At 72.8% G+C, this 20,974-nt stretch carries 18 protein-coding genes; 15 read left to right on the forward strand and 3 right to left on the reverse strand.

Going from position 1 to position 20,974, the window contains the following annotated elements:
* Positions 1-14: 14 nt before the first annotated feature.
* Positions 15-1,769 (reverse strand): dolichyl-phosphate-mannose--protein mannosyltransferase, encoded by a 1,755-nt coding sequence (locus ACF07V_RS27070; protein WP_392157949.1) that lies wholly within the window; start codon positions 1,767-1,769, stop codon positions 15-17.
* Between the two features lie 52 nt (positions 1,770-1,821).
* Here ACF07V_RS27070 and rsmI point away from each other — a divergent pair, with 52 nt between their 5' ends.
* The 6 genes from rsmI (at position 1,822) to ACF07V_RS27100 (ending at position 7,432) form a co-directional block, all read left to right on the forward strand.
* Positions 1,822-2,709 carry a 16S rRNA (cytidine(1402)-2'-O)-methyltransferase gene (gene rsmI / locus ACF07V_RS27075; RefSeq protein ID WP_392157951.1) on the forward strand — a complete coding sequence of 296 codons (888 nt, stop codon included), beginning with the start codon at positions 1,822-1,824 and terminating at the stop codon, positions 2,707-2,709.
* Between the two features lie 138 nt (positions 2,710-2,847).
* Positions 2,848-3,270, forward strand: a complete 423-nt coding sequence (locus tag ACF07V_RS27080) for a hypothetical protein (protein ID WP_392157953.1) — start codon at positions 2,848-2,850, stop codon at positions 3,268-3,270.
* A gap of 52 nt (positions 3,271-3,322) precedes the next feature.
* The gene (locus tag ACF07V_RS27085) at positions 3,323-4,192 is read left to right on the forward strand and encodes a TatD family hydrolase (RefSeq protein ID WP_369144709.1); all 870 of its coding nucleotides are present in this window, start codon (positions 3,323-3,325) and stop codon (positions 4,190-4,192) included.
* A gap of 106 nt (positions 4,193-4,298) precedes the next feature.
* Entirely contained in the window at positions 4,299-5,567 is a 1,269-nt protein-coding gene (locus ACF07V_RS27090; protein ID WP_392157955.1) for a ubiquitin-like domain-containing protein, read from the forward strand.
* A gap of 84 nt (positions 5,568-5,651) precedes the next feature.
* Positions 5,652-6,539: a 16S rRNA (adenine(1518)-N(6)/adenine(1519)-N(6))-dimethyltransferase RsmA gene (gene rsmA, locus ACF07V_RS27095; RefSeq protein ID WP_392157956.1), complete on the forward strand. Its 888-nt coding sequence runs from the start codon at positions 5,652-5,654 to the stop codon at positions 6,537-6,539.
* Positions 6,536-7,432 carry a 4-(cytidine 5'-diphospho)-2-C-methyl-D-erythritol kinase gene (locus ACF07V_RS27100; RefSeq protein ID WP_392157958.1) on the forward strand — a complete coding sequence of 299 codons (897 nt, stop codon included), beginning with the start codon at positions 6,536-6,538 and terminating at the stop codon, positions 7,430-7,432. Before rsmA ends, ACF07V_RS27100 begins: the two co-directional genes overlap by 4 nt.
* Before the next feature lie 44 nt (positions 7,433-7,476).
* On the opposite strand, the gene ACF07V_RS27105 is transcribed toward ACF07V_RS27100, so the two are convergent.
* Positions 7,477-8,454 (reverse strand): hypothetical protein, encoded by a 978-nt coding sequence (locus tag ACF07V_RS27105; RefSeq protein WP_392157959.1) that lies wholly within the window; start codon positions 8,452-8,454, stop codon positions 7,477-7,479.
* Between the two features lie 234 nt (positions 8,455-8,688).
* Here ACF07V_RS27105 and ACF07V_RS27110 point away from each other — a divergent pair, with 234 nt between their 5' ends.
* From ACF07V_RS27110 to ACF07V_RS27145, 8 genes are all read left to right on the forward strand, one after another.
* On the forward strand, positions 8,689-10,494 hold the full coding sequence (locus tag ACF07V_RS27110; protein WP_392157961.1) for an ABC-F family ATP-binding cassette domain-containing protein: 1,806 nt from the start codon (positions 8,689-8,691) through the stop codon (positions 10,492-10,494).
* 138 nt (positions 10,495-10,632) lie between these two features.
* Positions 10,633-12,489, forward strand: coding sequence for a PQQ-binding-like beta-propeller repeat protein (locus ACF07V_RS27115; protein ID WP_392157963.1), 1,857 nt, complete (start codon positions 10,633-10,635; stop codon positions 12,487-12,489).
* Positions 12,490-12,502: 13 nt separating this feature from the next.
* Complete coding sequence (locus ACF07V_RS27120; protein WP_392157965.1) at positions 12,503-14,335, forward strand: PQQ-binding-like beta-propeller repeat protein; 1,833 nt, start codon at positions 12,503-12,505, stop codon at positions 14,333-14,335.
* A 142-nt stretch (positions 14,336-14,477) separates the two neighbouring features.
* Positions 14,478-15,161 carry a LuxR C-terminal-related transcriptional regulator gene (locus ACF07V_RS27125; protein ID WP_392158161.1) on the forward strand — a complete coding sequence of 228 codons (684 nt, stop codon included), beginning with the start codon at positions 14,478-14,480 and terminating at the stop codon, positions 15,159-15,161.
* 114 nt (positions 15,162-15,275) lie between these two features.
* A complete protein-coding gene (gene galT / locus ACF07V_RS27130; protein ID WP_392157967.1) occupies positions 15,276-16,319 on the forward strand; it encodes a galactose-1-phosphate uridylyltransferase in 1,044 nt (347 codons plus the stop codon).
* Complete coding sequence (gene galE, locus ACF07V_RS27135; RefSeq protein ID WP_392157969.1) at positions 16,316-17,287, forward strand: UDP-glucose 4-epimerase GalE; 972 nt, start codon at positions 16,316-16,318, stop codon at positions 17,285-17,287. The genes galT and galE overlap by 4 nt, the downstream gene beginning before the upstream one ends.
* A complete protein-coding gene (gene galK / locus ACF07V_RS27140) occupies positions 17,284-18,432 on the forward strand; it encodes a galactokinase (protein ID WP_392157971.1) in 1,149 nt (382 codons plus the stop codon). The genes galE and galK overlap by 4 nt, the downstream gene beginning before the upstream one ends.
* Positions 18,433-18,707: 275 nt before the next feature.
* Positions 18,708-19,478: a LuxR C-terminal-related transcriptional regulator gene (locus ACF07V_RS27145; RefSeq protein WP_392157973.1), complete on the forward strand. Its 771-nt coding sequence runs from the start codon at positions 18,708-18,710 to the stop codon at positions 19,476-19,478.
* Here ACF07V_RS27145 and ACF07V_RS27150 read toward each other — a convergent pair.
* A complete protein-coding gene (locus ACF07V_RS27150) occupies positions 19,437-19,934 on the reverse strand; it encodes a MarR family winged helix-turn-helix transcriptional regulator (protein WP_392157975.1) in 498 nt (165 codons plus the stop codon). The two genes, ACF07V_RS27145 and ACF07V_RS27150, sit on opposite strands and share 42 nt — an antisense overlap.
* 162 nt (positions 19,935-20,096) lie before the next feature.
* On the opposite strand from ACF07V_RS27150, the gene ACF07V_RS27155 reads away from it, so the two are divergent.
* Positions 20,097-20,930, forward strand: a complete 834-nt coding sequence (locus tag ACF07V_RS27155; RefSeq protein WP_392157977.1) for a trans-aconitate 2-methyltransferase — start codon at positions 20,097-20,099, stop codon at positions 20,928-20,930.
* Positions 20,931-20,974: the final 44 nt, after the last annotated feature.

Genomic DNA, 20,974 nt, shown 5'->3' on the forward strand with positions numbered 1-20,974 from the left:
GTGCAATTCCCCCGCTACACCCAGGTGTCGAGCCACATCCTGGCCCGCCACTGGTCCATCGGAATGGGTGTCCCGGTGTAGATGGGCCAGAAGTAGATGAAATTCCAGACGATGAGCAGCACCAGGCAGCCCGCCGCCACCGCGCCGAAAGTGCGGCGTCTTTCCGAGGAGCCCCGGGGGCCGATGATCGCGCCCAGCATCATGGCCACCGCCAGGCACAGGAAAGGCACGAAGACGACCGCGTAGAAAAGGAAGATGGTGCGTTCCTGGTAGAGGAACCAGGGGAGCCAGCCGGCCGCGATCCCGCAGGCGATCGCGCCCGCGCGCCAGTCGCGGCGGAAGGCCCAGCGCCACAGGACGTAGAGGATCGCGAAGCAGGCGGCCCACCAGAGGAGCGGGGTGCCGAGGGCGAGGACCTCCTGGGCGCACTTCTCCTTCGCCGTCACCGGGCAGCCGGCCGTGCCGGGGGCCGGGGACTCGTAGAAGTACGAGACGGGGCGGCCCAGGACGATCCACGACCAGGGGTTCGACTGGTAGGTGTGCGGCGAGGTCAGGCCGACGTGGAAGGTGTACACCTCGGACTCGTAGTGCCAGAGGCTGCGCAGCCAGTCCGGGAGCCAGCCCCAGGTGCCGCCGCCGACCGCCTTGTCGTGGTCCTCGGCCCAGTGGCGGAAGTAGCCCTTGTCGGTGACCAGCCAGCCGGTCCACGTCGCCAGGTACGTCCCGATCGCCACCGGCACCACCGACACGAACGCCGGGACCAGGTCCTTCTTGATCACCGCGAGGTACGGGCGGACGGCGCCGGCCGTGCGGCGGGCGCCGACGTCCCACAGGACGGTGAGCAGACCGAAGGCGACCATCACGTACAGGCCGTTCCACTTGGTCGCCGCCGCGAGGCCGAGGGACACGCCGGCCGCGAGCCGCCACGGCCGCCAGCCCAGGCGCAGGCCCTCCGCGATCTCCGCGTCCGGCCGCAGGACGCCCTCCTCGTCCTCGGGGAGCGCGGCCGCGAGCCGCCGGCGCGTCCGGTCCCGGTCCAGGACGAGGCAGCCGAAGGCGGCGAGCACGAAGAACATCAGCACCTGGTCGAGCAGCGCGGTGCGGCTCATCACGAAGTGCAGTCCGTCGACGGCGAGCAGCAGACCCGCCAGACAGCCCAGGAACGTGGAGCGGAACAGGCGGCGGCCGATCCGGCACAGCATCAGCACCGACAGCGTGCCGAGGAGCGCGACCATGAAGCGCCAGCCGAAGGGCTCGAAGCCGAAGAGCTTCTCGCCGACGCCGATCACCCATTTGCCCATCGGCGGGTGGACGACATAGCCCGGGTCGGTCGGGATCAGGACCGAGCCGGGGTCCGTGAGGATCGTCTTGTCGATGTCCTTCGGCCAGGCCCCCTCGTACCCCTGGTTGATCAGGGCCCAGGAGTCCTTGGCGTAGTACGTCTCGTCGAATATCACCGCGTGCGGCTTGCCCAGGTTCCAGAACCGCAGCAGGCCCGCGACCGCCGTGACCAGGAGCGGACCGCCCCAGGCAAGGAGCCGCCACAGCCGGTCGGCGCCGCCGGGGCCGATGCCGAGCAGCGACCACGTCCGCTCGGACGGCCGGGTGTACGAGGGGACGAGCCGCTCGCGCAGCCCGATCGGCGCGGCGTCCGGGGCGGGCGGCGTGTAGCCGAAGCGCCGCAGCCTCTGCTGCCAGGAAGAGGGCTCTGCCACGGGCGCCGCCATGGGGTGCTGGCCCTCCAGGGCCTCGGGTGCGGTACTGGTCACCGCGCCATCGTAGGGAACGCGCCTGTGCGAGTCGCCTGTCCGGGCTGGGAGGATGTCCCGTGTGACAGGAACGCTGGTACTCGCAGGGACCCCCATCGGCGACATCGCGGACGCCCCGCCCCGCCTCGCCGCCGAGCTGGAGAGCGCGGACATCGTGGCCGCCGAGGACACCCGGAGGCTGCGCGGCCTCACCCGGGCGCTCGGCATCCACACCACGGGCCGGGTCGTCTCGTACTTCGAGGGCAACGAGTCCGCCCGTACGCCGGAGCTCGTCGAGGCCCTGGTCGGCGGGGCGCGGGTGCTGCTCGTGACCGACGCGGGCATGCCGTCGGTCTCGGATCCCGGCTACCGGCTGGTCGCCGCCGCCGTCGAGCAGGACATCAAGGTGACGGCCGTCCCCGGCCCGTCCGCCGTGCTCACGGCGCTCGCCCTCTCCGGTCTCCCCGTGGACCGCTTCTGCTTCGAGGGCTTCCTGCCGAGGAAGGCCGGCGAGCGCCTGGGCCGCCTCCGCGAGGTCGCGGACGAGCGGCGGACCCTCGTCTACTTCGAGGCCCCGCACCGGCTCGACGACACCCTCGCCGCGATGGCCGAGGTGTTCGGCGGCGAGCGCCGGGCGGCCGTCTGCCGCGAGCTGACCAAGACGTACGAGGAGGTCAAGCGCGGCCCGCTGGCCGAGCTCGCCGCCTGGGCGGCCGAGGGCGTACGGGGCGAGATCACCGTCGTCGTCGAGGGCGCCCCGGAGACCGGCCCCGCCGAACTCGACGCGGAGGAGCTGGTGCGCAGGGTGCGGGTGCGCGAGGAGGCGGGGGAGCGCCGCAAGGAGGCGATCGCCGCCGTCGCCGCGGAGGCGGGACTTCCCAAGCGGGAGGTCTTCGATGCCGTGGTGGCGGCAAAGAATGCGGACGCGTCGGGCCCCGGAAAGGGTAAAGGACTAATCTGAAAGGCAAAGCCGAACCCGGCGCCGGGACTCTTCGCAGGGCGCTTGGCAAGGGAACGCCAAAGAGAAATCCATGGTTCGTCCCCCGCTGATGCGCTCCGGCCCGAAAAGGCGTCCACTGATCAGTGGAGAGGAGCTGGCATGAGCGAGATCACCGGCACCGGCATATCCGTCGCCCATGAGGCGTACGCCTTCGCCTGCATGCGCTGTGGATACGGCTGGGAGCAGGCGTACGACATCGAGCACCACGTCGACGCCGCCGGCCAGGAATTCGTCGTCTACAAGGCCGACGGGGAGCGGGTTCCGTCCCCGTTGTCCAGGCCCACCTGCATGAACTGCGACAGCCACGTCGTCCGCATCATGCGCGCGGGGCAGGTGTCGTCGGTGATCGATCTGATCGCCGCGACCGAGAAGCACCACCCCGGGGCACGGGCGACGAAGCCCGTCTCACCGGCCGGGCCCATCGGCCAGGAGCTGACCGAGGACGACGTGCCCGAGAAGCCGCCGGTGCCGCACCACTGGCACCTGTCGGACCTCTTCCACCCCTTCAGGCGTCACCAGTAGTCCACGCGCAAGCCCGCGCGCAGGCACTCGTGGCCCTCGTACGATCGGGGCCATGAGTGCCAAGGACGCCCCGCCCCCGCTGCCCGAACCCCTCCTCGTGGAGGTCGCGGACTCGCACACCCACATGGACCTGCAGTCCGGGACCGTCGAGGAGGCCCTCGTCAAGGCCGCCGCCGTCGGCGTGACCACGGTCGTCCAGGTCGGCTGCGACGTGAAGGGCTCGCAGTGGGCCGCCGAGACGGCCGCCGCCCACGAGAACGTGCACGCCGCCGTCGCGCTGCACCCCAACGAGGCCCCGCGGATCGTGCTCGGCGATCCCGACGGCTGGTCCCGCCAGGGGGCCCGCCAGGGCGGCGGTGACGCGGCCCTCGACGACGCCCTCACCGAGATCGACCGGCTCGCGGCCCTGCCGTACGTCCGCGGCGTCGGCGAGACCGGCCTCGACTTCTTCCGTACGGGACCCGAGGGCATCGCCGCGCAGGAGCGTTCCTTCCGCGCCCACATCGAGATCGCCAAGCGGCACGGCAAGGCGCTCGTCATCCACGACCGGGAGGCCCACGCCGACGTGCTGCGCGTCCTGGACGAGGAGGGCGCCCCCGAGCGGACCGTCTTCCACTGCTACTCCGGCGACGCCGCGATGGCCGAGATCTGCGCCGCGAAGGGCTACTACATGTCCTTCGCCGGCAACGTCACCTTCAAGAACGCCCAGCCGCTGCGGGACGCGCTCGCGATCGCCCCCCTGGAGCTGGTCCTCGTCGAGACCGACGCCCCCTTCCTCACCCCGGCGCCCTTCCGTGGCCGCCCGAACGCCCCGTACCTGATCCCGGTCACCGTCCGGGCCATGGCCGAGGTCCGCGGGATCGGGGAGAACGAGCTGGCCGAGGCGATCGCCGTGAACACGGCCCGCGCCTTCGACTACTGAGCCGGCCGGCGGGCCGGCTCCGGCGCATCACCGATCCATAACGGTTACGTGTCGTAGTCGGGTCGTTCGGGAGAGTGACGCCGTCCGGGGCTAGGGTCCCGGCCTCGTGAGTACTTCCCAGGGCAGTCACCGAGCCGGACGGCGAGGCGCGGCCGCGACCCTGCCCGTGCACGAGCAGCCGACGATGGCCGCGCCCCTCGCGCCGACACCCGCCGTCCCCGGTCAGGGCTCCCGCGCCGGCTCCCGCCGGGCCGCCCGCCGTCGCAAGACATCCGGCGGTACGGGCGAGGGCCTGCGGAAACTCGTCCCGCAGGCCCTCGTCGTCGCCTTCCTCGCCGGCGGCACCAGCGCCTTCGTCGCCGACGACAAGGCCGTCGAGCTCACCGTCGACGGCGTCCCCCGCACCCTCCACACCTTCGCCGACGACGTGCGGGAACTCCTCGCCGACGAGGGCGTCGCCGTCGGCGAGCACGACATCGTCGCCCCGGCCCCCGGCGAGGCCCTGGCCAGCGGCGACGAGATCGTCGTCCGGTACGGGCGGCCGGTCGCCCTCACCCTCGACGGGCAGCGCCGCCAGGTCTGGACGACCGCCGGGACCGTCGAGGGGGCGCTGCGCCAGCTCGGGGTCCGCGCCGAGGGCGCCTACCTCTCGGCCTCCCGCGGGGCCACGATCTCCCGGCAGGGCCTCGCCCTCGACGTCCGCACCGAGCGGGCCGTCACCTTCCTGGCCGACGGCCGCGAGCGGACCGTCCGTACGAACGCCGCCACCGTCCGGGAGGCCCTCGCCGAGGCCGGGATCACGCTCTCCGGGCAGGACACCACCTCCGTCCCGGCCGGCTCCTTCCCCCGCGACGGGCAGACCGTGAACGTGCTGCGGATCACCGGCTCCCGGCAGGTGCGGGAGGAGTCCGTCCCGTACGCCGTCGAGCAGGTCCGCGACCCCGGGCTCTTCGCCGGCACCGAGGTCGTCGAACGGCAGGGCGTCCCGGGCGTCCGCCGCGTCACGTACAGCCTGCGCACGGTCAACGGCGTCAGCCAGCGGCCCCGCAGGACCGGCGAGGAGATCGTCCGCGAGCCCGTCAGCCGCAAGGTGCGGATCGGCACCCGGCCGCTGCCCACCTCCGTCGCCGGCGCCGACGGCCTCGACTGGGGCGCGCTCGCCGCCTGCGAGTCCGGCGGCCGCCCGAACGCGGTCGACCCCTCGGGGACGTACGGCGGGCTCTACCAGTTCGACCCCGGCACCTGGCAGGCCCTCGGCGGCAGCGGCACCGCCCAGAACGCCTCCGCCGCCGAGCAGACCTTCCGGGCGAAGAAGCTCTACGTGCAGCGGGGGGCGAGCCCGTGGCCCCACTGCGGGCGCCGGCTGTACCGGTGAGCGGCCGCCGGGCGGGGCCGGGCGGGGCGGCGCCGTACCGGTGAGCCGTAGGTCGGCCCCACCCCGGCCCCGTACGCTGTACCGGTGAGCACCACCACCGGCCCCGAAAGCCCCGACGCCCTCCTCGGCCCCGCCGACATCCGTGAGCTGGCCGCCGCCCTCGGCGTGCGCCCCACGAAGCAGAAGGGCCAGAACTTCGTCATCGACGCCAACACCGTCCGGCGGATCGTCCGCACGGCCGAGGTGCGGCCCGAGGACGTGGTCGTGGAGGTGGGGCCCGGACTCGGCTCCCTCACCCTGGCCCTCCTGGAGGCCGCCGACCGCGTGACGGCCGTCGAGATCGACGACATCCTCGCCGCCGCGCTTCCGGCCACCATCGCCGCCCGCATGCCGCAGAAGAAGGACCGCTTCGCGCTCGTCCACTCCGACGCGATGCTCGTCGAGGAGCTCCCGGGCCCGCAGCCGACCGCGCTCGTCGCGAACCTGCCGTACAACGTGGCCGTGCCCGTCCTGCTCCACATGCTGGAGCGGTTCCCGACCATCGAGCGGACCCTCGTCATGGTCCAGTCCGAGGTCGCGGACCGGCTCGCCGCGAAGCCCGGGAACAAGGTGTACGGAGTCCCCTCCGTCAAGGCCAACTGGTACGCCGAGGTCAAGCGCGCCGGCGCCATCGGCCGCAACGTCTTCTGGCCCGCGCCGAACGTCGACTCCGGCCTGGTCTCCCTCGTCCGCCGCACCGAACCCCTCGCGACCACCGCCACCCGGCAGGAGGTCTTCGCGGTCGTCGACGCGGCCTTCGCGCAGCGCCGCAAGACCCTGCGCGCGGCCCTCGCGGGCTGGGCGGGTTCGCCGGCCGCCGCCGAGGAGGCCCTGGTGAAGGCCGGGATCTCGCCGCAGGCGCGGGGCGAGTCGCTGACGGTGGAGGAGTTCGCGCGGATCGCGGAGAACAAGCCGGAGGCGAAGCAGCAGTGAGCGTGACCGTACGTGTCCCCGCCAAGGTCAACGTCCAGCTCGCGGTCGGCGCGGCCCGCCCCGACGGCTTCCACGACCTGGCGAACGTCTTCCTCGCCGTCTCCCTGTACGACGAGGTGACCGCCACCCCCGCCGAGACGCTGACGATCACCTGCGAGGGCCCGGACGCCGACAAGGTGCCGCTGGACCGCAGCAACCTCGCCGCGCGCGCCGCCGAGCTGCTCGCCGCCCGGCACGGCATCTCCCCGGACGTGCACCTGCACATCACGAAGGACATCCCGGTCGCCGGCGGCATGGCGGGCGGCAGCGCGGACGGCGCGGGCGCGCTGCTCGCCTGCGACCGGCTCTGGGGCCTCGACACGCCCCGCGAGGTGCTCCTGGAGATCTGCGCCGAGCTCGGCTCGGACGTGCCGTTCAGCCTGGTCGGCGGGGCGGCGCTCGGCACCGGGCGGGGCGAGAAGCTGACGGAGCTGCCGGTCGGAGGCGCCTTCCACTGGGTGTTCGCCGTCGCCGACGGCGGTCTGTCCACCCCGGCGGTGTACGGCGAGTTCGACCGCCTCACCGAGGGCGTCGAGGTCCCCGAGCCCGCCGCCTCCCCGGCGCTCCTGGAGGCCCTGGCGACCGGCGACACCACCGCCCTCGCCGGCACCCTCGTCAACGACCTCCAGGCACCGGCGCTCTCCCTGCGCCCCTCGCTCGCCGCGACCCTGGCGGCCGGCACCGAGGCGGGCGCGCTCGCGGCCCTGGTCTCCGGCTCGGGCCCGACGACGGCGTTCCTGGTGAAGGACGCGGAGACGGCGGCCGCGGTCGCCGCCGCCCTCACCGCCTCCGGCACCTGCCGCACGGCCCGCGTGGCGACGTCACCGGCGCCGGGCGCGGCCGTCCTGGGCTAGGAGGTGTCCGGAAAGTCCCACACAGCGGACTTTCCGGACATCCCCTAGAGCTTGTTCCTGGAGATACGGGCCAGGAGGAGGTTCGGGTCCGGGGTCTCGGCGGTGTCGAAGTAGGCCGCGCTGGGGACGTAGACGGTCTTGGCGCGGACCGCCACCGAGGTCGGGCTGTCGAGGCCGTCCGTGCCGGTGAGGACGGTCTTGTGGGTGCCGTCGGCGCGGACGAGTTCGAGCTTGTCCTGCGTGACCCGCGCGGCCAGGACCGTGTCGCCGTGCCCGGTGAAGGCGAAGTCGTCGATCCCGGTGATTCCGGTCGCCCTGGTCTGGATCGGGCCCGCGGTCCGGTCCTTCTCGAACGGGATGCGGAGCAGGGTGCTCTGCGCGGAGTTGGACACCCAGACGGCCCCGTCGTGGACCTTCAGGCCGTTGGCGCCGTAGGGGATCGCCTCGGAGGGCAGGAGCGCGGCTCCGGTGGCCCAGATCGTCCCCTCCACCTCCACGTCCCCGTCCGGTACCGGGGCGCTCCACACGAGGCCGCGTGCCGAGTCGGCGGTGTAGAGGGTGTCGCACTTCTCGTCGAGGGCGAGGCCGTTGGGGAAGGCGTCCACGGGCAGCTTCACGATCCGCTGGGGCGCGCTGCCGTCGGGGCGGATGCGCCAGATGCCGTTCTCCTCGTCGGTGCCGGTGACGTAGTTGACGTACAGGGTGCCGTCGTGGGCGCGGGCGAGCCCCGTGACGAGGGCCCCCGGCGGGTCGGTCACCGTGGGCAGGACCGCCACGTCCGTCGGCCCGGACCCGTCCTTGCCGACCCGCACCACCTTGTGGGCGAAGGCGAAGGTCATGACCGCCGAGCCGTCGGGTTCGACGGCGATGTTCTCCGGGGTCTCCCCGGCGGCGAAGTCGAAGTGGGCGACGACCCGGGGATCGGTCACGGTCGGATCGACGGCCGAGGCGGGGCCTGCGGCGAGCACGGTGAGGGCGGCGGTGGCGACGGCGACGGCGGCCAGACGGGGGCGTCTCGACATGGGCTTCTCCTGTGGGGGCTGCGGGTGACCTGAGGAGAGGCTCGCGGTTCGCCGGCCGGGGAGCGCGGCAGCCGTGGCCGGGAGGTCGCCCACGTGGCCGACGCCATGGGGCCGGTTGGCAGCGCGCGGCGCGGGCCGGGGCACCGTGCCCGTACCGGGTGACGGCGGGGCCCGGGGCGGTCCGTCCGGCGACGTACCCTTGGACGTCGATCGATCCCCCGTACAGGAGTCAACGTGGCCGTCAACCTGGTCAATGTCGAGGCCGTCAGCAAGGTGTACGGCACCCGTGCCCTGCTCGACGGGGTCTCGCTCGGGGTCTCCGAGGGGGACCGGATCGGGGTCGTCGGACGCAACGGCGACGGCAAGACCACCCTCATCCGGATGCTCGCCAAGCTGGAGGAGGCCGACACCGGCCGCGTCACCCACAGCGGCGGGCTCCGCCTCGGGGTGCTCACCCAGCACGACTCCCTCGACCCGAAGGCCACCATCCGGCACGAGGTCATCGGCGTCATGGCCGACCACGAGTGGGCGGGCAGCGCCAAGATCCGCGACGTGCTCACCGGCCTCTTCGGCGGGCTCGACCTGCCCGGCTTCGAGCAGGGCCTCGACACGATCATCGGCCCGCTGTCCGGTGGCGAGCGGCGGCGCATCGCGCTCGCCAAGCTCCTCATCGAGGACCAGGACCTGATCGTCCTCGACGAGCCCACCAACCACCTCGACGTCGAGGGCATCGCCTGGCTGGCCAAGCACCTCCAGGAGCGCCGCTCGGCGCTCGTCTGCGTCACCCACGACCGCTGGTTCCTCGACCAGGTCTGCACCCGCATGTGGGACGTGCAGCGCGGTGACGTCCACGAGTACGAGGGCGGCTACTCCGACTACGTCTTCGCCCGTGCCGAGCGCGAGCGGATCGCCGCCACGGAGGAGGCCAAGCGGCAGAACCTGATGCGCAAGGAGCTGGCCTGGCTGCGCCGCGGCGCGCCCGCCCGCACCTCGAAGCCGCGCTACCGCATCGAGGCCGCGAACGAGCTGATCGCCGACGTGCCGCCGCCGCGCGACACGTCCGAGCTGATGAAGTTCGCCAACGCCCGCCTCGGCAAGACGGTCTTCGACCTGGAGGACGTGAGCGTCACCGCCGGCCCCAAGGAGCTGCTCAAGCACCTCACCTGGCAGCTCGGCCCCGGCGACCGCATCGGCCTCGTCGGCGTCAACGGCGCGGGCAAGACCTCGCTCCTGCGGGCGCTCGCGGAGGCGGCCGTCAGCCAGGGCGAGAAGCAGCCCGCCGCCGGGAAGATCGTCGTCGGCAAGACCGTCCGGCTCGCCTACCTCTCGCAGGACGTCACCGAACTCCCCGCCACGCTGCGCGTCCTGGAGGCCGTGCAGCAGATCCGCGACCGCGTCGACCTCGGCAAGGGCCGCGAGATGACCGCCGGTCAGCTGTGCGAGCAGTTCGGCTTCTCCAAGGAGAAGCAGTGGACTCCCGTCGGCGACCTCTCCGGCGGTGAGCGCCGCCGCCTCCAGCTCCTCCGCCTCCTGATGGACGAGCCGAACGTCCTCTTCCTCGACGAGCCCACCAACGACCTCGACATCGAGACCCTGACCCAGCTGGAGGACCTCCTCGACGGCTGGCCGGGCTCCATGGTCGTCATCTCCCACGACCGGTTCTTCATCGAGCGCACCACGGACCGGACGTTCGCGCTGCTCGGCGACAAGACCCTGCGGATGCTGCCGCGCGGCATCGACGAGTACCTGGAGCGGCGCCAGAAGATGATCGAGGCGTCGGTGCCGGCGCCCGCCGCCGCGGCCGCGCAGGCCAAGCCGGGCGTCTCCGCCGCGGACGCCCGCGCCGCGAAGAAGGAGCTGCAGAAGGTCGAGCGTCAGCTCGACAAGCTCTCCGACAAGGAGGCGAAGCTGCACACGCAGATCGCCGACAACGCCACCGATTTCGAGAAGGTGGCGAAGCTCGACGCGGAGCTCCGGGAACTCGCGGGGGAGCGTGAGGAATTGGAGATGCGCTGGCTGGAGCTGGCCGAGGACGCGTAGGCGTCGTTCGCGTCCGCGACGCATAACGAGGGCATTACAGGCCGGTCCTCCCTTGGGTACAAGGGGCGGACCGGTCGCTTTTGCGCCAGCGCGTGAGTGGTAGAAAGAAAACCCGTTCACGTCAAGGGGGAACCGCTGATGACCCAGCCGCCCAGCAACCAGCCGCCGGGGGGCTTCGGAGCCCCTCAGGACCCGAACCAGGGACCGAACCAGGGTCCCGCCGTGCCGCCCGTGCCTCCGCAGGCTCCGCCGGTCCCGCCGCAGGCACCGCCGACGCCGCCCGCGACGCAGCCGGGTTACGGATACCCGCAGCAGCCGGGGCAGGCCCCGCAGCCGGATCCGTACGGTCAGCCGGGTCAGGCCCCGCAGCCCGGTCCGTACGGCCAGCCCGGTCCCTACGGGCAGCCCGCGCAGCAGCCCTACGGATACCCGCAGCAGGGCCAGCCCGGCCAGCCCGGCCCGTACGGTCAGCAGCCGAACCCCTACGGCGGCTACCCCACCCAGCCCATGTACCAGGGCGGCCCCACCCCGCCCCAGGCCCCCGGTGGCGGCGGTCCGTTCAAGGGCAGGACCGGTGTCGTCGCCGGCGTGGCCGCCGCGGCCGTCCTGGTCGCCGCCGTCACGACCTGGGCCGTCGTCGGCGGGGACGACGACAAGGACCCGGTCGCCCAGCCCACCGCCACGGCCACCTCCTCCGGCGCCCCGAAGCCCACCGAGTCGGTGGACCAGGGCGACGGCACGGGTGACGGCGGCAACGGCGAGGAGGACCTCAACGCGGGCCGCCAGGCCGGCGAGGCGAAGGTCAACTGGCTGCTGAAGAACACCGTCGACCTGCCCCGCAACGGCTCCGACGTCTTCGGCCCGTGGATCGTCGGCGACACCGTCGTCAAGGCGATGTACAAGGGCGTCGACGGCTACGGCCTGGCCGACGGCAAGCCCAAGTGGCACGTCGACCTGCCGTTCGAGCTGTGCGCGGTCCCGCCGGAGCCCGCCGCCGACGGCTCCATGGTCTTCGGCTACGCCGAGAGCGCCAAGGACGGCGCCAAGTGCACCCAGCTCCAGAAGGTCGACCTCAAGACCGGCAAGGCAGGCTGGAAGAAGGCCGTCCCGAAGGCCACCGGCCTCTTCGCCTTCTCCGACAACACCCTTGCCATCAGCGGCAACACGGTCACCGCGGCCGGCTCCAGCAGCGCGTACGGCTTCTCGATGGCCGACGGGCGCCAGCTCTTCAAGGGCGCCGACACCGGCTGCAAGCCCTTCGCCTTCGCGGGCGGCAGCAAGCTGATCGCCGCCATGGACTGCCCCTCGGGCAGCACCACCAAGAAGCTCCAGGCGATCGGCGAGGTCGACCCCAACACCGGCAAGCCGAAGTTCACCTTCCAGCTGGAGGCGAACTGGGAGGTCGACAAGGTCTACTCGGTCGACCCGCTGGTCGTCTCGGCCACCCAGCGCGACCAGAAGAAGTGGTCCATCTTCGCGCTGAACGCCAACGGCAAGCTGCGCTCGCAGATCCAGGGCGGCAACGACAAGTTCGCGCCCTCGTGCGGCGGCAGCTTCGTCATCTTCGGCAAGAACCTCCAGGGCTGCACCGGTGTCGCCGCCGACGCGAACACCTTCTACATGGCCACGGAGACCGGCTACGGCAAGGGCAACGAGGTCGTCGCCTTCGACCTGAACACCGGCAAGGCCAAGTGGCGCTCCAAGGCCCCCGGCGACCAGCCGATGACGCCGCTGCGCATGGACGGCGGGCAGGTCCTGCTGTACGTGGACCCGTCGTACGACAAGGGCGGCGCCGTCGCCACCCTCGCCCCGACCGGCGGCGAGCCGAAGATCCTGCTCCAGAACCCGGCCTCGACGGCGGAGATCGAGAGCAACTTCTACGACGCGAGCTTCGCCTACGGCAGCGGCACCTTCGTGGTGGCGAGCGGACGTGTGTCGGCGTCCAACGACAAGGACGAGATGCAGGTCAAGACGATGATGGCCTTCAGCAAGTGAGGTACACGGACCGATGACGCAGCCACCCCCGCCGCCGCCGAACCAGCCCCCGGACCCGCAGGGCGGCTTCGGCGCCCCGACGCCCCCGCAGCAGCAGCCGGAGCCCGGTTACGGCTACCCGCAGCAGCAGCCGCCGCAGCAGCCGGAGCCTGGCTACGGCTACCCGCAGCAGCAGCAGCAGCCGCCGCAGCAGCCGTACGGGTACCCCACCGCGCCCCAGCAGCCGCAGCAGGCCCCGCAGTACGGCGGCTACCAGCAGCCCGGCCAGCAGCCGGTCCAGCCCCCGTACGGCTACCCGACGCAGCCGCAGCAGCCGCAGTACGGCTACCAGCAGCCCACCCCGCCGCCGGCACCCGGCGGCGGCAAGAAGCTGTCGGCGCAGCTGCAGATCGTCATCGCGGCGGCCGTGGCCGTCGTCCTGATCATCGGCGTCGGCATCTGGTACGCCAACTCCGGCGGCGGTGACGGCGGCAACGAGGCCAAGGGCTCGGGCGGCACCTCGCAGGGCTCCGCCACGGGCGGCGGCGACACCGGCGGCAAGGGCATCGGCGGCGGTGGCAAGGAGAAGCCGCCGGCCGACACCAAGGCGAAGATGGCCTTCCAGATCGCGCAGCCGAAGGTCGCGGACCTCACCGACGTCTCCGGCTCCTGGATCACCGACAAGGCGTTCGTGAAGCCCGGCGTGAACTCGCTCGTGGCGTACGACCTGGACAAGGGCGGCGTCCTGTGGACGCTGCCGCTGACCGGCCAGGTCTGCGGCGCCTCGCGGCACGTCACCGCCGACAACAAGGCGCCGATCCTCTTCGAGGCCACCAAGCGGGTGGGGCCGCGCTACTACCAGCCGTGCACCGAGGTCGGCGTGGTCGACCTGAACACCGGCAAGCTCCTCTGGTCCACCTCGGTCACCGGCGGCTCCGCCGGCGACCAGAAGGCCCGGTTCACCGAGGTCACGCTCAGCGGGGCGACCGTCGCGGCCGGCGGCACCGACGGCGGCGCCGCCTTCGACCTCGCCAACGGCAACCCGCGCTGGAAGCCGCAGGCCAACGACCAGAACTGCTACGACATGGGGTACGGCGGCGGCGAGGGCCTCGTCGCGGTCCGCAAGTGCGGGCAGTACGACAACCCGAACGTGCTGATCCAGAACCTCAACCCGACCACGGGCGCCCCGCTCTCGCAGTACAAGATGCCGCCCGGCGTGAAGTACGCCTCGGTGATCTCCACCAAGCCGCTGGTCGTCGCGGCCGACGTCGGCGACTCCGCCGGTGACGGCAGCGGCATCTCGGACTTCTTCTCCATCGACGAGAAGACCGGGAAGCTGAAGGCGAAGATCACGGCGGACGCGGACCAGTACGCGGCCCGCTGCCGCGCCACCGAGGTCGAGTCCTGCACCCAGGCGCTCGTCGGCAACGGCCGGCTGTACGTGCCGACCGAGGAGCACGAGGGCAGCACCGGCGAGTACGGCAGCGAGACCAACGAGATCATCGCCTTCGACCTGGCGACCGGGCGCACGGTGCCCGAGAAGGCCGACGCGGGCGACAAGTTCACGTACGTCCCGCTGCGGATGGACGGCGGCAACCTCATCGCCTACAAGGCCCCGCCCTACGACCAGGGCGGCCGGATCGTCTCCGTCGACGGCGGCACGATGAAGGAGACGCTGCTCCTGGAGAACCCGGCGGACAAGTCGATCCACAACGCCGAGAGCAGCTTCAGCCTGAACGGTGCCGAACTCCTCTACGGCAACGGCCGGTTCTTCATCTCGGAGACCCTGGTCAGCAAGCCGCGGGAGAACCCCTCGTCCAGCGACATCAAGGAGTACCTGATCGTCTCCTTCTCCGTCGGGCACTGACGACCCGCCGTCCGCCCGTGGGCCCTTCCGGTGATCCGGAGGGGCCCACGCGCATGTCGGCGCCGGGAGCGGGGGAGCGTGTAGCTTTCCGGGTCAGGCCGCCGGGGCATCCGGCCGGCCAGGAGGAGGGGGGATGACCGGGATGGGCGTACGCCTCGTGGTGGTGGACGACCACCGTCTGCTCGCGGAGGCGCTCGCCTCGGCGCTGAAGCTGCGCGGGCACCGGGTGCTCGCGGCGGCGGCGCCGGTGGCGGGGGCCGCGGAGCTGGTGGTGAGCCGGGCGCCGGAGGTCTGCCTCCTGGGCACGGCGGCGCCGGACGCGCCCGGGGCCTTCGACCCGGTCGTACGGATCAAGCGGGAGCGGCCGCAGGTCGCCGTGGTGGTGCTCGGCCCGGTGCCGTCGCCGCGCGGGATCGCGGCGGCGTTCGCGGCCGGGGCCTCGGGGTACGTGCGCCACGACGAGCGCATCGAGGGCGTCGAGCGCGCCCTGATGAAGGCGCGGGCGGGGGAGTCGGCGGTGGCGCCGCAGCTGCTCCAGGGGGCGTTCGCGGAGCTGCTGCACCCTTCGGCGCAGCCGGACGACGAGGCGCAGCGGCTGCTGCGGCTGCTCACCCACCGGGAGGTGGAGGTGCTGGTCCGGGTCGCGGAGGGCGAGGACACCCGGCTGATCGCGGCGGGGATGGGGATCGCGCCGAGCACGGCGCGGACGCACGTGCAGCGGGTGCTGATGAAGCTGGGGGTCGGTTCGCGCCTGGAGGCGGCGGCGCTCGCGGCTCGCACGGGGCTGCTCGACCGGGCGGTGCCGGGGCAGCGCGGCCCGCGCTGAGGCTGCTCGTCAGGCCGGCCCCTTCCGTGTGAGGGGGCCGGCTTCGGCATTGACGGCGATGTTCGAATGTGATTCTTTGTGCGTGGTTCTGTTTGGTCCGCCCGGAGGCACCCCGTGAAGAAGACCGTCACCACGCTCGCCGACGGGCGCGAGTTGATCTACTACGACACGCGCGACGACACCGTCCGCACCGCAGTCGACCCCCGCCCGCTCGCGCCCGTCGTCTCCCGCTCCGAGATCCGGTACGACGAGCTCACCGGCGACCCCGTCGCCATCGCCTCGCACCGGCAGTCCCGCACCTACCTCCCGCCGGCCGACGCCTGCCCGCTCTGCCCCGCCAAGGACGGCCGGGAGAGCGAGATCCCCGAGGAGAGCTACGAGGTGGCGGTCTTCGAGAACCGCTTCCCCTCCCTCTCCGGCGGTGTCGGCCGCTGCGAGGTCGTCTGCTTCACCGACGACCACACGGACTCCTTCGCCGACCTCACCGAGGAGCGGGCCGCACTCGTCCTCGACGCCTGGACCGACCGGACCGCCGAGCTCTCCGCCCTGCCCGGCGTCCAGCAGGTCTACTGCTTCGAGAACCGCGGCGCGGAGATCGGCGTCACCCTGCCCCACGCGCACGGCCAGATCTACGCCTTCCCGTACGTCACGCCCCGCACGGCCGCGATGCGCCGCCGCGCCGACGAGCACCGCGCGGCGACCGGAGGGAACCTCTTCGACGACCTCGTCGCCCGCGAGAGGGCCGACGGCGAGCGGGTGGTCCTGGAGACCGAGCACTGGATCGCCTTCGTGCCGTACGCCGCGCACTGGCCGTACGAGGTCCACCTCCACCCCAAGCGCCGGGTGCCCGACCTGCTCGCCCTGGACGCGGCGCAGCGCACAGAGTGCGCACAGGTCTACCTGGAACTCTTGAGGCGCTTCGACCGGATCTTCGGCCCGGACGAGCCGCCGACGCCCTACATCGCCGCCTGGCACCAGGCGCCGTTCACGGACGAGCGGCGCGAGGACTTCGGACTGCACCTGGAGCTTTTCACCGTCCGACGGGCCTCTGGCAAGCTGAAGTTCCTCGCGGGCACCGAGTCCGGCATGGGCGCGTTCATGAACGACGTCCGGCCGGAGGACGCGGCCCGGCGCATCCGAGAGGTGGCAAGCGCATGACACGGAAGTATCTGGTGACGGGCGGGGCGGGCTACGTGGGCAGCGTGGTCGCCGCCCACCTCCTGGAGCGGGGCCACCGGGTCACCGTCCTCGACGACCTCTCCACCGGCTTCGCCGAAGCCGTCCCCGAGGGCGCCGAGTTCATCGAGGGCCGCATCCAGGACGCCGCGACGTGGCTCGACGGCTCCTACGACGGCGTGCTGCACTTCGCCGCCTTCTCCCAGGTCGGCGAGTCCGTCGCCAGGCCCGAGAAGTACTGGGAGAACAACGTCGGCGGCACCATGGCCCTGCTCGCCGCGATGCGCGGCGCGGGGGTCCGCAAGCTGGTCTTCTCCTCCACCGCCGCCACCTACGGCGAGCCGGAGACCGTGCCGATCACCGAGACCGCGCCGACCGCCCCCACCAGCCCGTACGGGGCGAGCAAGCTGGCCGTCGACCACATGATCGGCGGGGAGTGCGCGGCCCACGGCCTGGCCGCCGTCTCACTGCGCTACTTCAACGTCGCCGGGGCGTACGGCGCGCTCGGCGAGCGCCACGAGCCCGAGTCCCATCTGATCCCGCTCGTCCTCCAGGTCGCCCTGGGCCGGCGCGAGGCGATCTCCGTGTACGGCGAGGACTACCCGACCCCGGACGGCACCTGCGTCCGCGACTACATCCACGTCGCCGACCTCGCCGAGGCCCACCTCCTGGCGCTCGACGCGATGACCGCCGGCGAGCACCTGATCTGCAACCTCGGCAACGGCAACGGCTTCTCCGTCCGCGAGGTCGTCGAGACCGTGCGCAAGGTCACCGGCCACCCGGTCCCCGAGACCACCGCCGCGCGCCGCCCCGGCGACCCCGCCGTCCTGGTCGCCTCCGCCGAGGCCGCCCGCGAGCGGCTCGGCTGGACGCCGTCCCGCCCGGACCTGGCCGATGTCGTCGCCGACGCCTGGGCCTTCGCCCGACAGCAGGCAGGAGTCCGGCCATGACGTCGACGCGTGTCGCCGCCGACTTCGAGGCGCTGTACGGCGCCGCCCCCGACGGTGTCTGGGCCGCCCCCGGCCGGGTCAACCTCATCGGGGAGTACACCGACTTCAACGACGGCTTCGTGCTGCCGCTCGCGCTGCCGCACACCACCGTCGCCGCCGTCTCCCGCCGCGACGACGGCGTCCTGCGGCTGCACTCCGCCGACATCGACGGCGGGATCGTCCAGCTGGACGTCGACGCCCTGGAGCCGCTCTCCGGCGGCGGCTGGGCGGCCTACCCCGCCGGGGTCGTCTGGGCGCTGCGGGAGGCCGGGCACCCGGTCGCCGGGGCCGACGTCCACCTCACCTCGACCGTGCCGACCGGCGCCGGTCTCTCCTCCTCGGCGGCCCTGGAGGTCGTCACCGCGCTCGCCCTGAACGACCTGTTCGGTCTCGGGCTCTCCCGCCCCGAGCTCGCCCGGCTCGCCCAGCGCGCCGAGAACGCCTTCGTCGGCGTGCCCTGCGGCGTCATGGACCAGATGGCCTCCGCCTGCGCCGAGGAGGGCCACGCGCTCCATCTGGACACCCGGGACCTCTCGTACCGTCAGGTCCCCTTCGACCTGGCGGGCGAAGGGCTTCGGCTGCTCGTCGTCGACACCCGCGTGAAGCACGCGCTCGGAGACGGCGCGTACGCCGAGCGGCGCGCCGGGTGTGAAGCGGGTGCGCGGGCGCTCGGCGTGCGCACCCTGCGCGAAGTGAGCGCCGCGCATCTGCCCGAAGCACTCGGGCGTTTGAGCGACGAGACGATTCTGCGGTACGTGCGGCACGTCGTCTCCGACAACGCCCGGGTGGAGCGGACCATCGCGCTGCTCGACGCCGGCGCCACCCGTGCCGTCGGCCCGGTGCTCACCGAGGGCCATGCCTCCCTCCGGGACGATCTGCGGGTCTCCTGCGCCGAGCTGGACCTCGTCGTCGAGGCGGCGAACGCCGCCGGGGCGCTCGGCGCCCGGATGACCGGCGGCGGCTTCGGCGGCTCGGCCGTCGTCCTCGTGGAGACCGAGCGGGCGGAGGCGGTGTCCGCCGCCGTCGGCAAGGCCTTCGCCGAGGCCGGGTACGCGGCCCCGGGCATCTTCCCGGCCGTCCCCTCGGCGGGCGCGCGCCGCCTCTGAACCACCGCACACACCCGGACGGCTTCCGCGGCTGAACCACCGCTCGCGTTCACACGACTTCGGACAGTTCCGCGAATCGGCCCCCACCGCGGCGCCCCGCCCCTACTCTGAGGGGCAGCGCCGGTGGGGGCCGGTGCTGTTCAGGGGGCGAGACCCGTCGGGTACGGCGCCAGAAGCGGGGTAGCAGTCAACGCACGGCGGCGGCCGTGCCTTCGGCGGACCCGCCTCCGGCGCCGTACCCGCGTCGGTCCGTTCCTCGACACTTGGGAGTGTCCGTGGCACGCATCCGCGTCCTGGTGGTGGACGACCACCGCATCTTCGCCGAATCGCTGGCCGCCGCCCTCGCGGCGGAGCCCGACGTCGACGTCGCCGCCGCCGGCAGCGGCCCGGCGGCCCTGCGCTGTCTGGAGCGCGGCGCGGCGGAGGGCCGCCGGTTCGACGTGCTGCTCGTGGACGCCGAGCTGGGCGCGGGGCCCGCAGGGGCGGCCGTGGCGCGCGTGGTGCCCGAGGACGGGGAAGGTGCCGTGGACGGGATCTCGCTGGTCACGGGCGTACGACGGATGCAGCCCGCGCTCCGTACGGTCGTCCTCGCGGAGAAGGACGACCCGCGCCGGGCCGCGCTCGCGCTCCAGGCCGGGGCCTCCGGCTGGGTCGCGAAGGACTGCTCGCTGCAGCGGCTCCTCGCGGTCGTACGGGGCGTGCTGCGGGACGAGACGCATCTGCCGCCCGCGCTGCTCACCGGGGTCCTGCGGGAGCTGACGGAGGCCCGCAAGCACCGGACGGACAGCGAGCGGCTCGTGGAGTCGCTGACCCCGCGCGAGCGGGAGGTGCTGCGCTGCATGGTCGCGGGCCTGGGCCGCAAGGCGGTCGCCGAGCGGCTCTTCCTCTCCCCGCACACCGTCCGTACGCACATGCAGAACGTGCTGGGGAAGCTGGGTGTGCACTCGACGCTCGCGGCGGTGGCGCTGGCCCGCCGGGCGGGCGTGGGTCCCGCGGAGCCGGTGCTACCCGGGGATGTTGTCGAACGGGGCGGTCAGCCGGCGTAGCAGTCCGGCCAGTTCGCCGCGCTGGGCGCCGGAGAGCTGGGCGAGGATGGCGCGCTCCTGCGCGAGGAGTCCGGCGAGCGCCTCGTCGGCGCGGTCGCGGCCCTCGGGGGTGAGCCGGACCAGGACCCCGCGCCGGTCGCTGGGGTCGGGGAGCCGCTCGACGAGGCCCTTCTTGGTGAGCCGGTCGATGCGGTTGGTCATGGTGCCCGAGGTGACCAGGGTCTGGGTGAGGAGCTGTCCGGGGGAGAGCTGGTACGGGGCTCCGGCGCGGCGCAGCGAGGTGAGGACGTCGAACTCCCAGGGCTCCAGCTGGTGCTCGGAGAAGGCGAGCCGACGGGCGCGGTCGAGGTGGCGGGCGAGCCGCGAGACACGGCTGAGCACCTCGAGCGGTTCCACGTCGAGGTCGGGGCGCTCACGGCGCCATGCTGCGACCAGTCGGTCGACCTCGTCCTCCATGACGATCAGTGTAGAGGGTCTGTTGACATAAAGTCTCTTGTATTCGAGTTTCTCGACATCGAGTATCTTGGGGTCAAGATATATTTCCCTGGACTATGGGGAAGGGACCCCGCCGGAACTCGTTCCGCTTCGGCAACTCGTGCCAGCAAGGGGGCTTCGAACATGCATTCCGTCGACTCTGCCGCACCGACCTGGGATCCGCAGCAGTACCTCCGTCACTCCGGCCACCGCACCCGCCCGTTCCTCGATCTGCTCGCCCGAATACCGCGGCTGCCGGCCCAGGACCGGCCCGCCCGCATCGCCGACCTCGGCTGCGGACCCGGCAACGTGACGGTCCTCCTCGCCGACCGGTGGACCGACGCGCACATCACCGGCTTCGACCTCTCCGCCGAGATGCTGGAGCGCGCCGAGAAGGACTGGTCCGGCACCACCCTGGGCGGCGGCTGGCTCGACTTCCGGCCCGCCGACGCCGCCCACTGGACCCCCGGCGAGCCCTACGACCTGATCGTCTCCAACGCCGCCCTCCAATGGGTCCCCAACCATCCCGAATCCTTCGCCGCCTGGATCGACGGACTCCATCCCGGCGGCACCCTGGCCTTCCAGGTCCCCGGCAACTTCACCTCGCCCAGCCACGCCCTGCTCGGCGAGCTCTGCGAGACCCCCGAGTGGCGCTCCCGCCTCCGCGACCAGGGCCGCCGCTACGTCCACATCCTCGACACCGCCGACTACCTCGCCCGCCTCACCGACCTCGGCTGCGAGGCGGACGTCTGGGAGACCACGTACTGCCAGCTGCTCCAGGGCGAGGACCCCGTCCTCGACTGGGTCAAGGGCACCGCGCTGCGGCCCGTCCTCACCACCCTGGGCGACGACCAGGAGGCCGTCGACGCCTTCCTCGCCCAGTACCGCGCGCTGCTCCGCGAGGCCTACCCGCCCGGCCCGCACGGCACGGTCTTCCCGTTCCGCCGCATCTTCGCCGTCGCCCGCAAGAAGTCGTGAACGCCATCGTGCCGTTAGCGCGCGGACGCCCCGCACCGGAACTC

Source organism: Streptomyces sp. NPDC015661, assembly GCF_043077765.1.
Classification (GTDB): Bacteria; Actinomycetota; Actinomycetes; order Streptomycetales; family Streptomycetaceae; genus Streptomyces.

Excerpts from the sequence above, each read along its gene's own strand:
- rsmI (WP_392157951.1), top strand. The coding sequence starts at position 1,822 with ATGTCCCGTGTGACAGGAACGCTGGTACTCGCAGGGACCCCCATCGGC.
- ACF07V_RS27080 (WP_392157953.1), top strand. The coding sequence starts at position 2,848 with ATGAGCGAGATCACCGGCACCGGCATATCCGTCGCCCATGAGGCGTAC.
- ACF07V_RS27085 (WP_369144709.1), top strand. The coding sequence starts at position 3,323 with ATGAGTGCCAAGGACGCCCCGCCCCCGCTGCCCGAACCCCTCCTCGTG.
- ACF07V_RS27105 (WP_392157959.1), bottom strand. The coding sequence starts at position 8,454 with ATGTCGAGACGCCCCCGTCTGGCCGCCGTCGCCGTCGCCACCGCCGCC.
- ACF07V_RS27115 (WP_392157963.1), top strand. The coding sequence starts at position 10,633 with ATGACCCAGCCGCCCAGCAACCAGCCGCCGGGGGGCTTCGGAGCCCCT.
- ACF07V_RS27120 (WP_392157965.1), top strand. The coding sequence starts at position 12,503 with ATGACGCAGCCACCCCCGCCGCCGCCGAACCAGCCCCCGGACCCGCAG.
- ACF07V_RS27125 (WP_392158161.1), top strand. The coding sequence starts at position 14,478 with ATGGGCGTACGCCTCGTGGTGGTGGACGACCACCGTCTGCTCGCGGAG.
- galE (WP_392157969.1), top strand. The coding sequence starts at position 16,316 with ATGACACGGAAGTATCTGGTGACGGGCGGGGCGGGCTACGTGGGCAGC.
- galK (WP_392157971.1), top strand. The coding sequence starts at position 17,284 with ATGACGTCGACGCGTGTCGCCGCCGACTTCGAGGCGCTGTACGGCGCC.
- ACF07V_RS27150 (WP_392157975.1), bottom strand. The coding sequence starts at position 19,934 with ATGGAGGACGAGGTCGACCGACTGGTCGCAGCATGGCGCCGTGAGCGC.
- ACF07V_RS27155 (WP_392157977.1), top strand. The coding sequence starts at position 20,097 with ATGCATTCCGTCGACTCTGCCGCACCGACCTGGGATCCGCAGCAGTAC.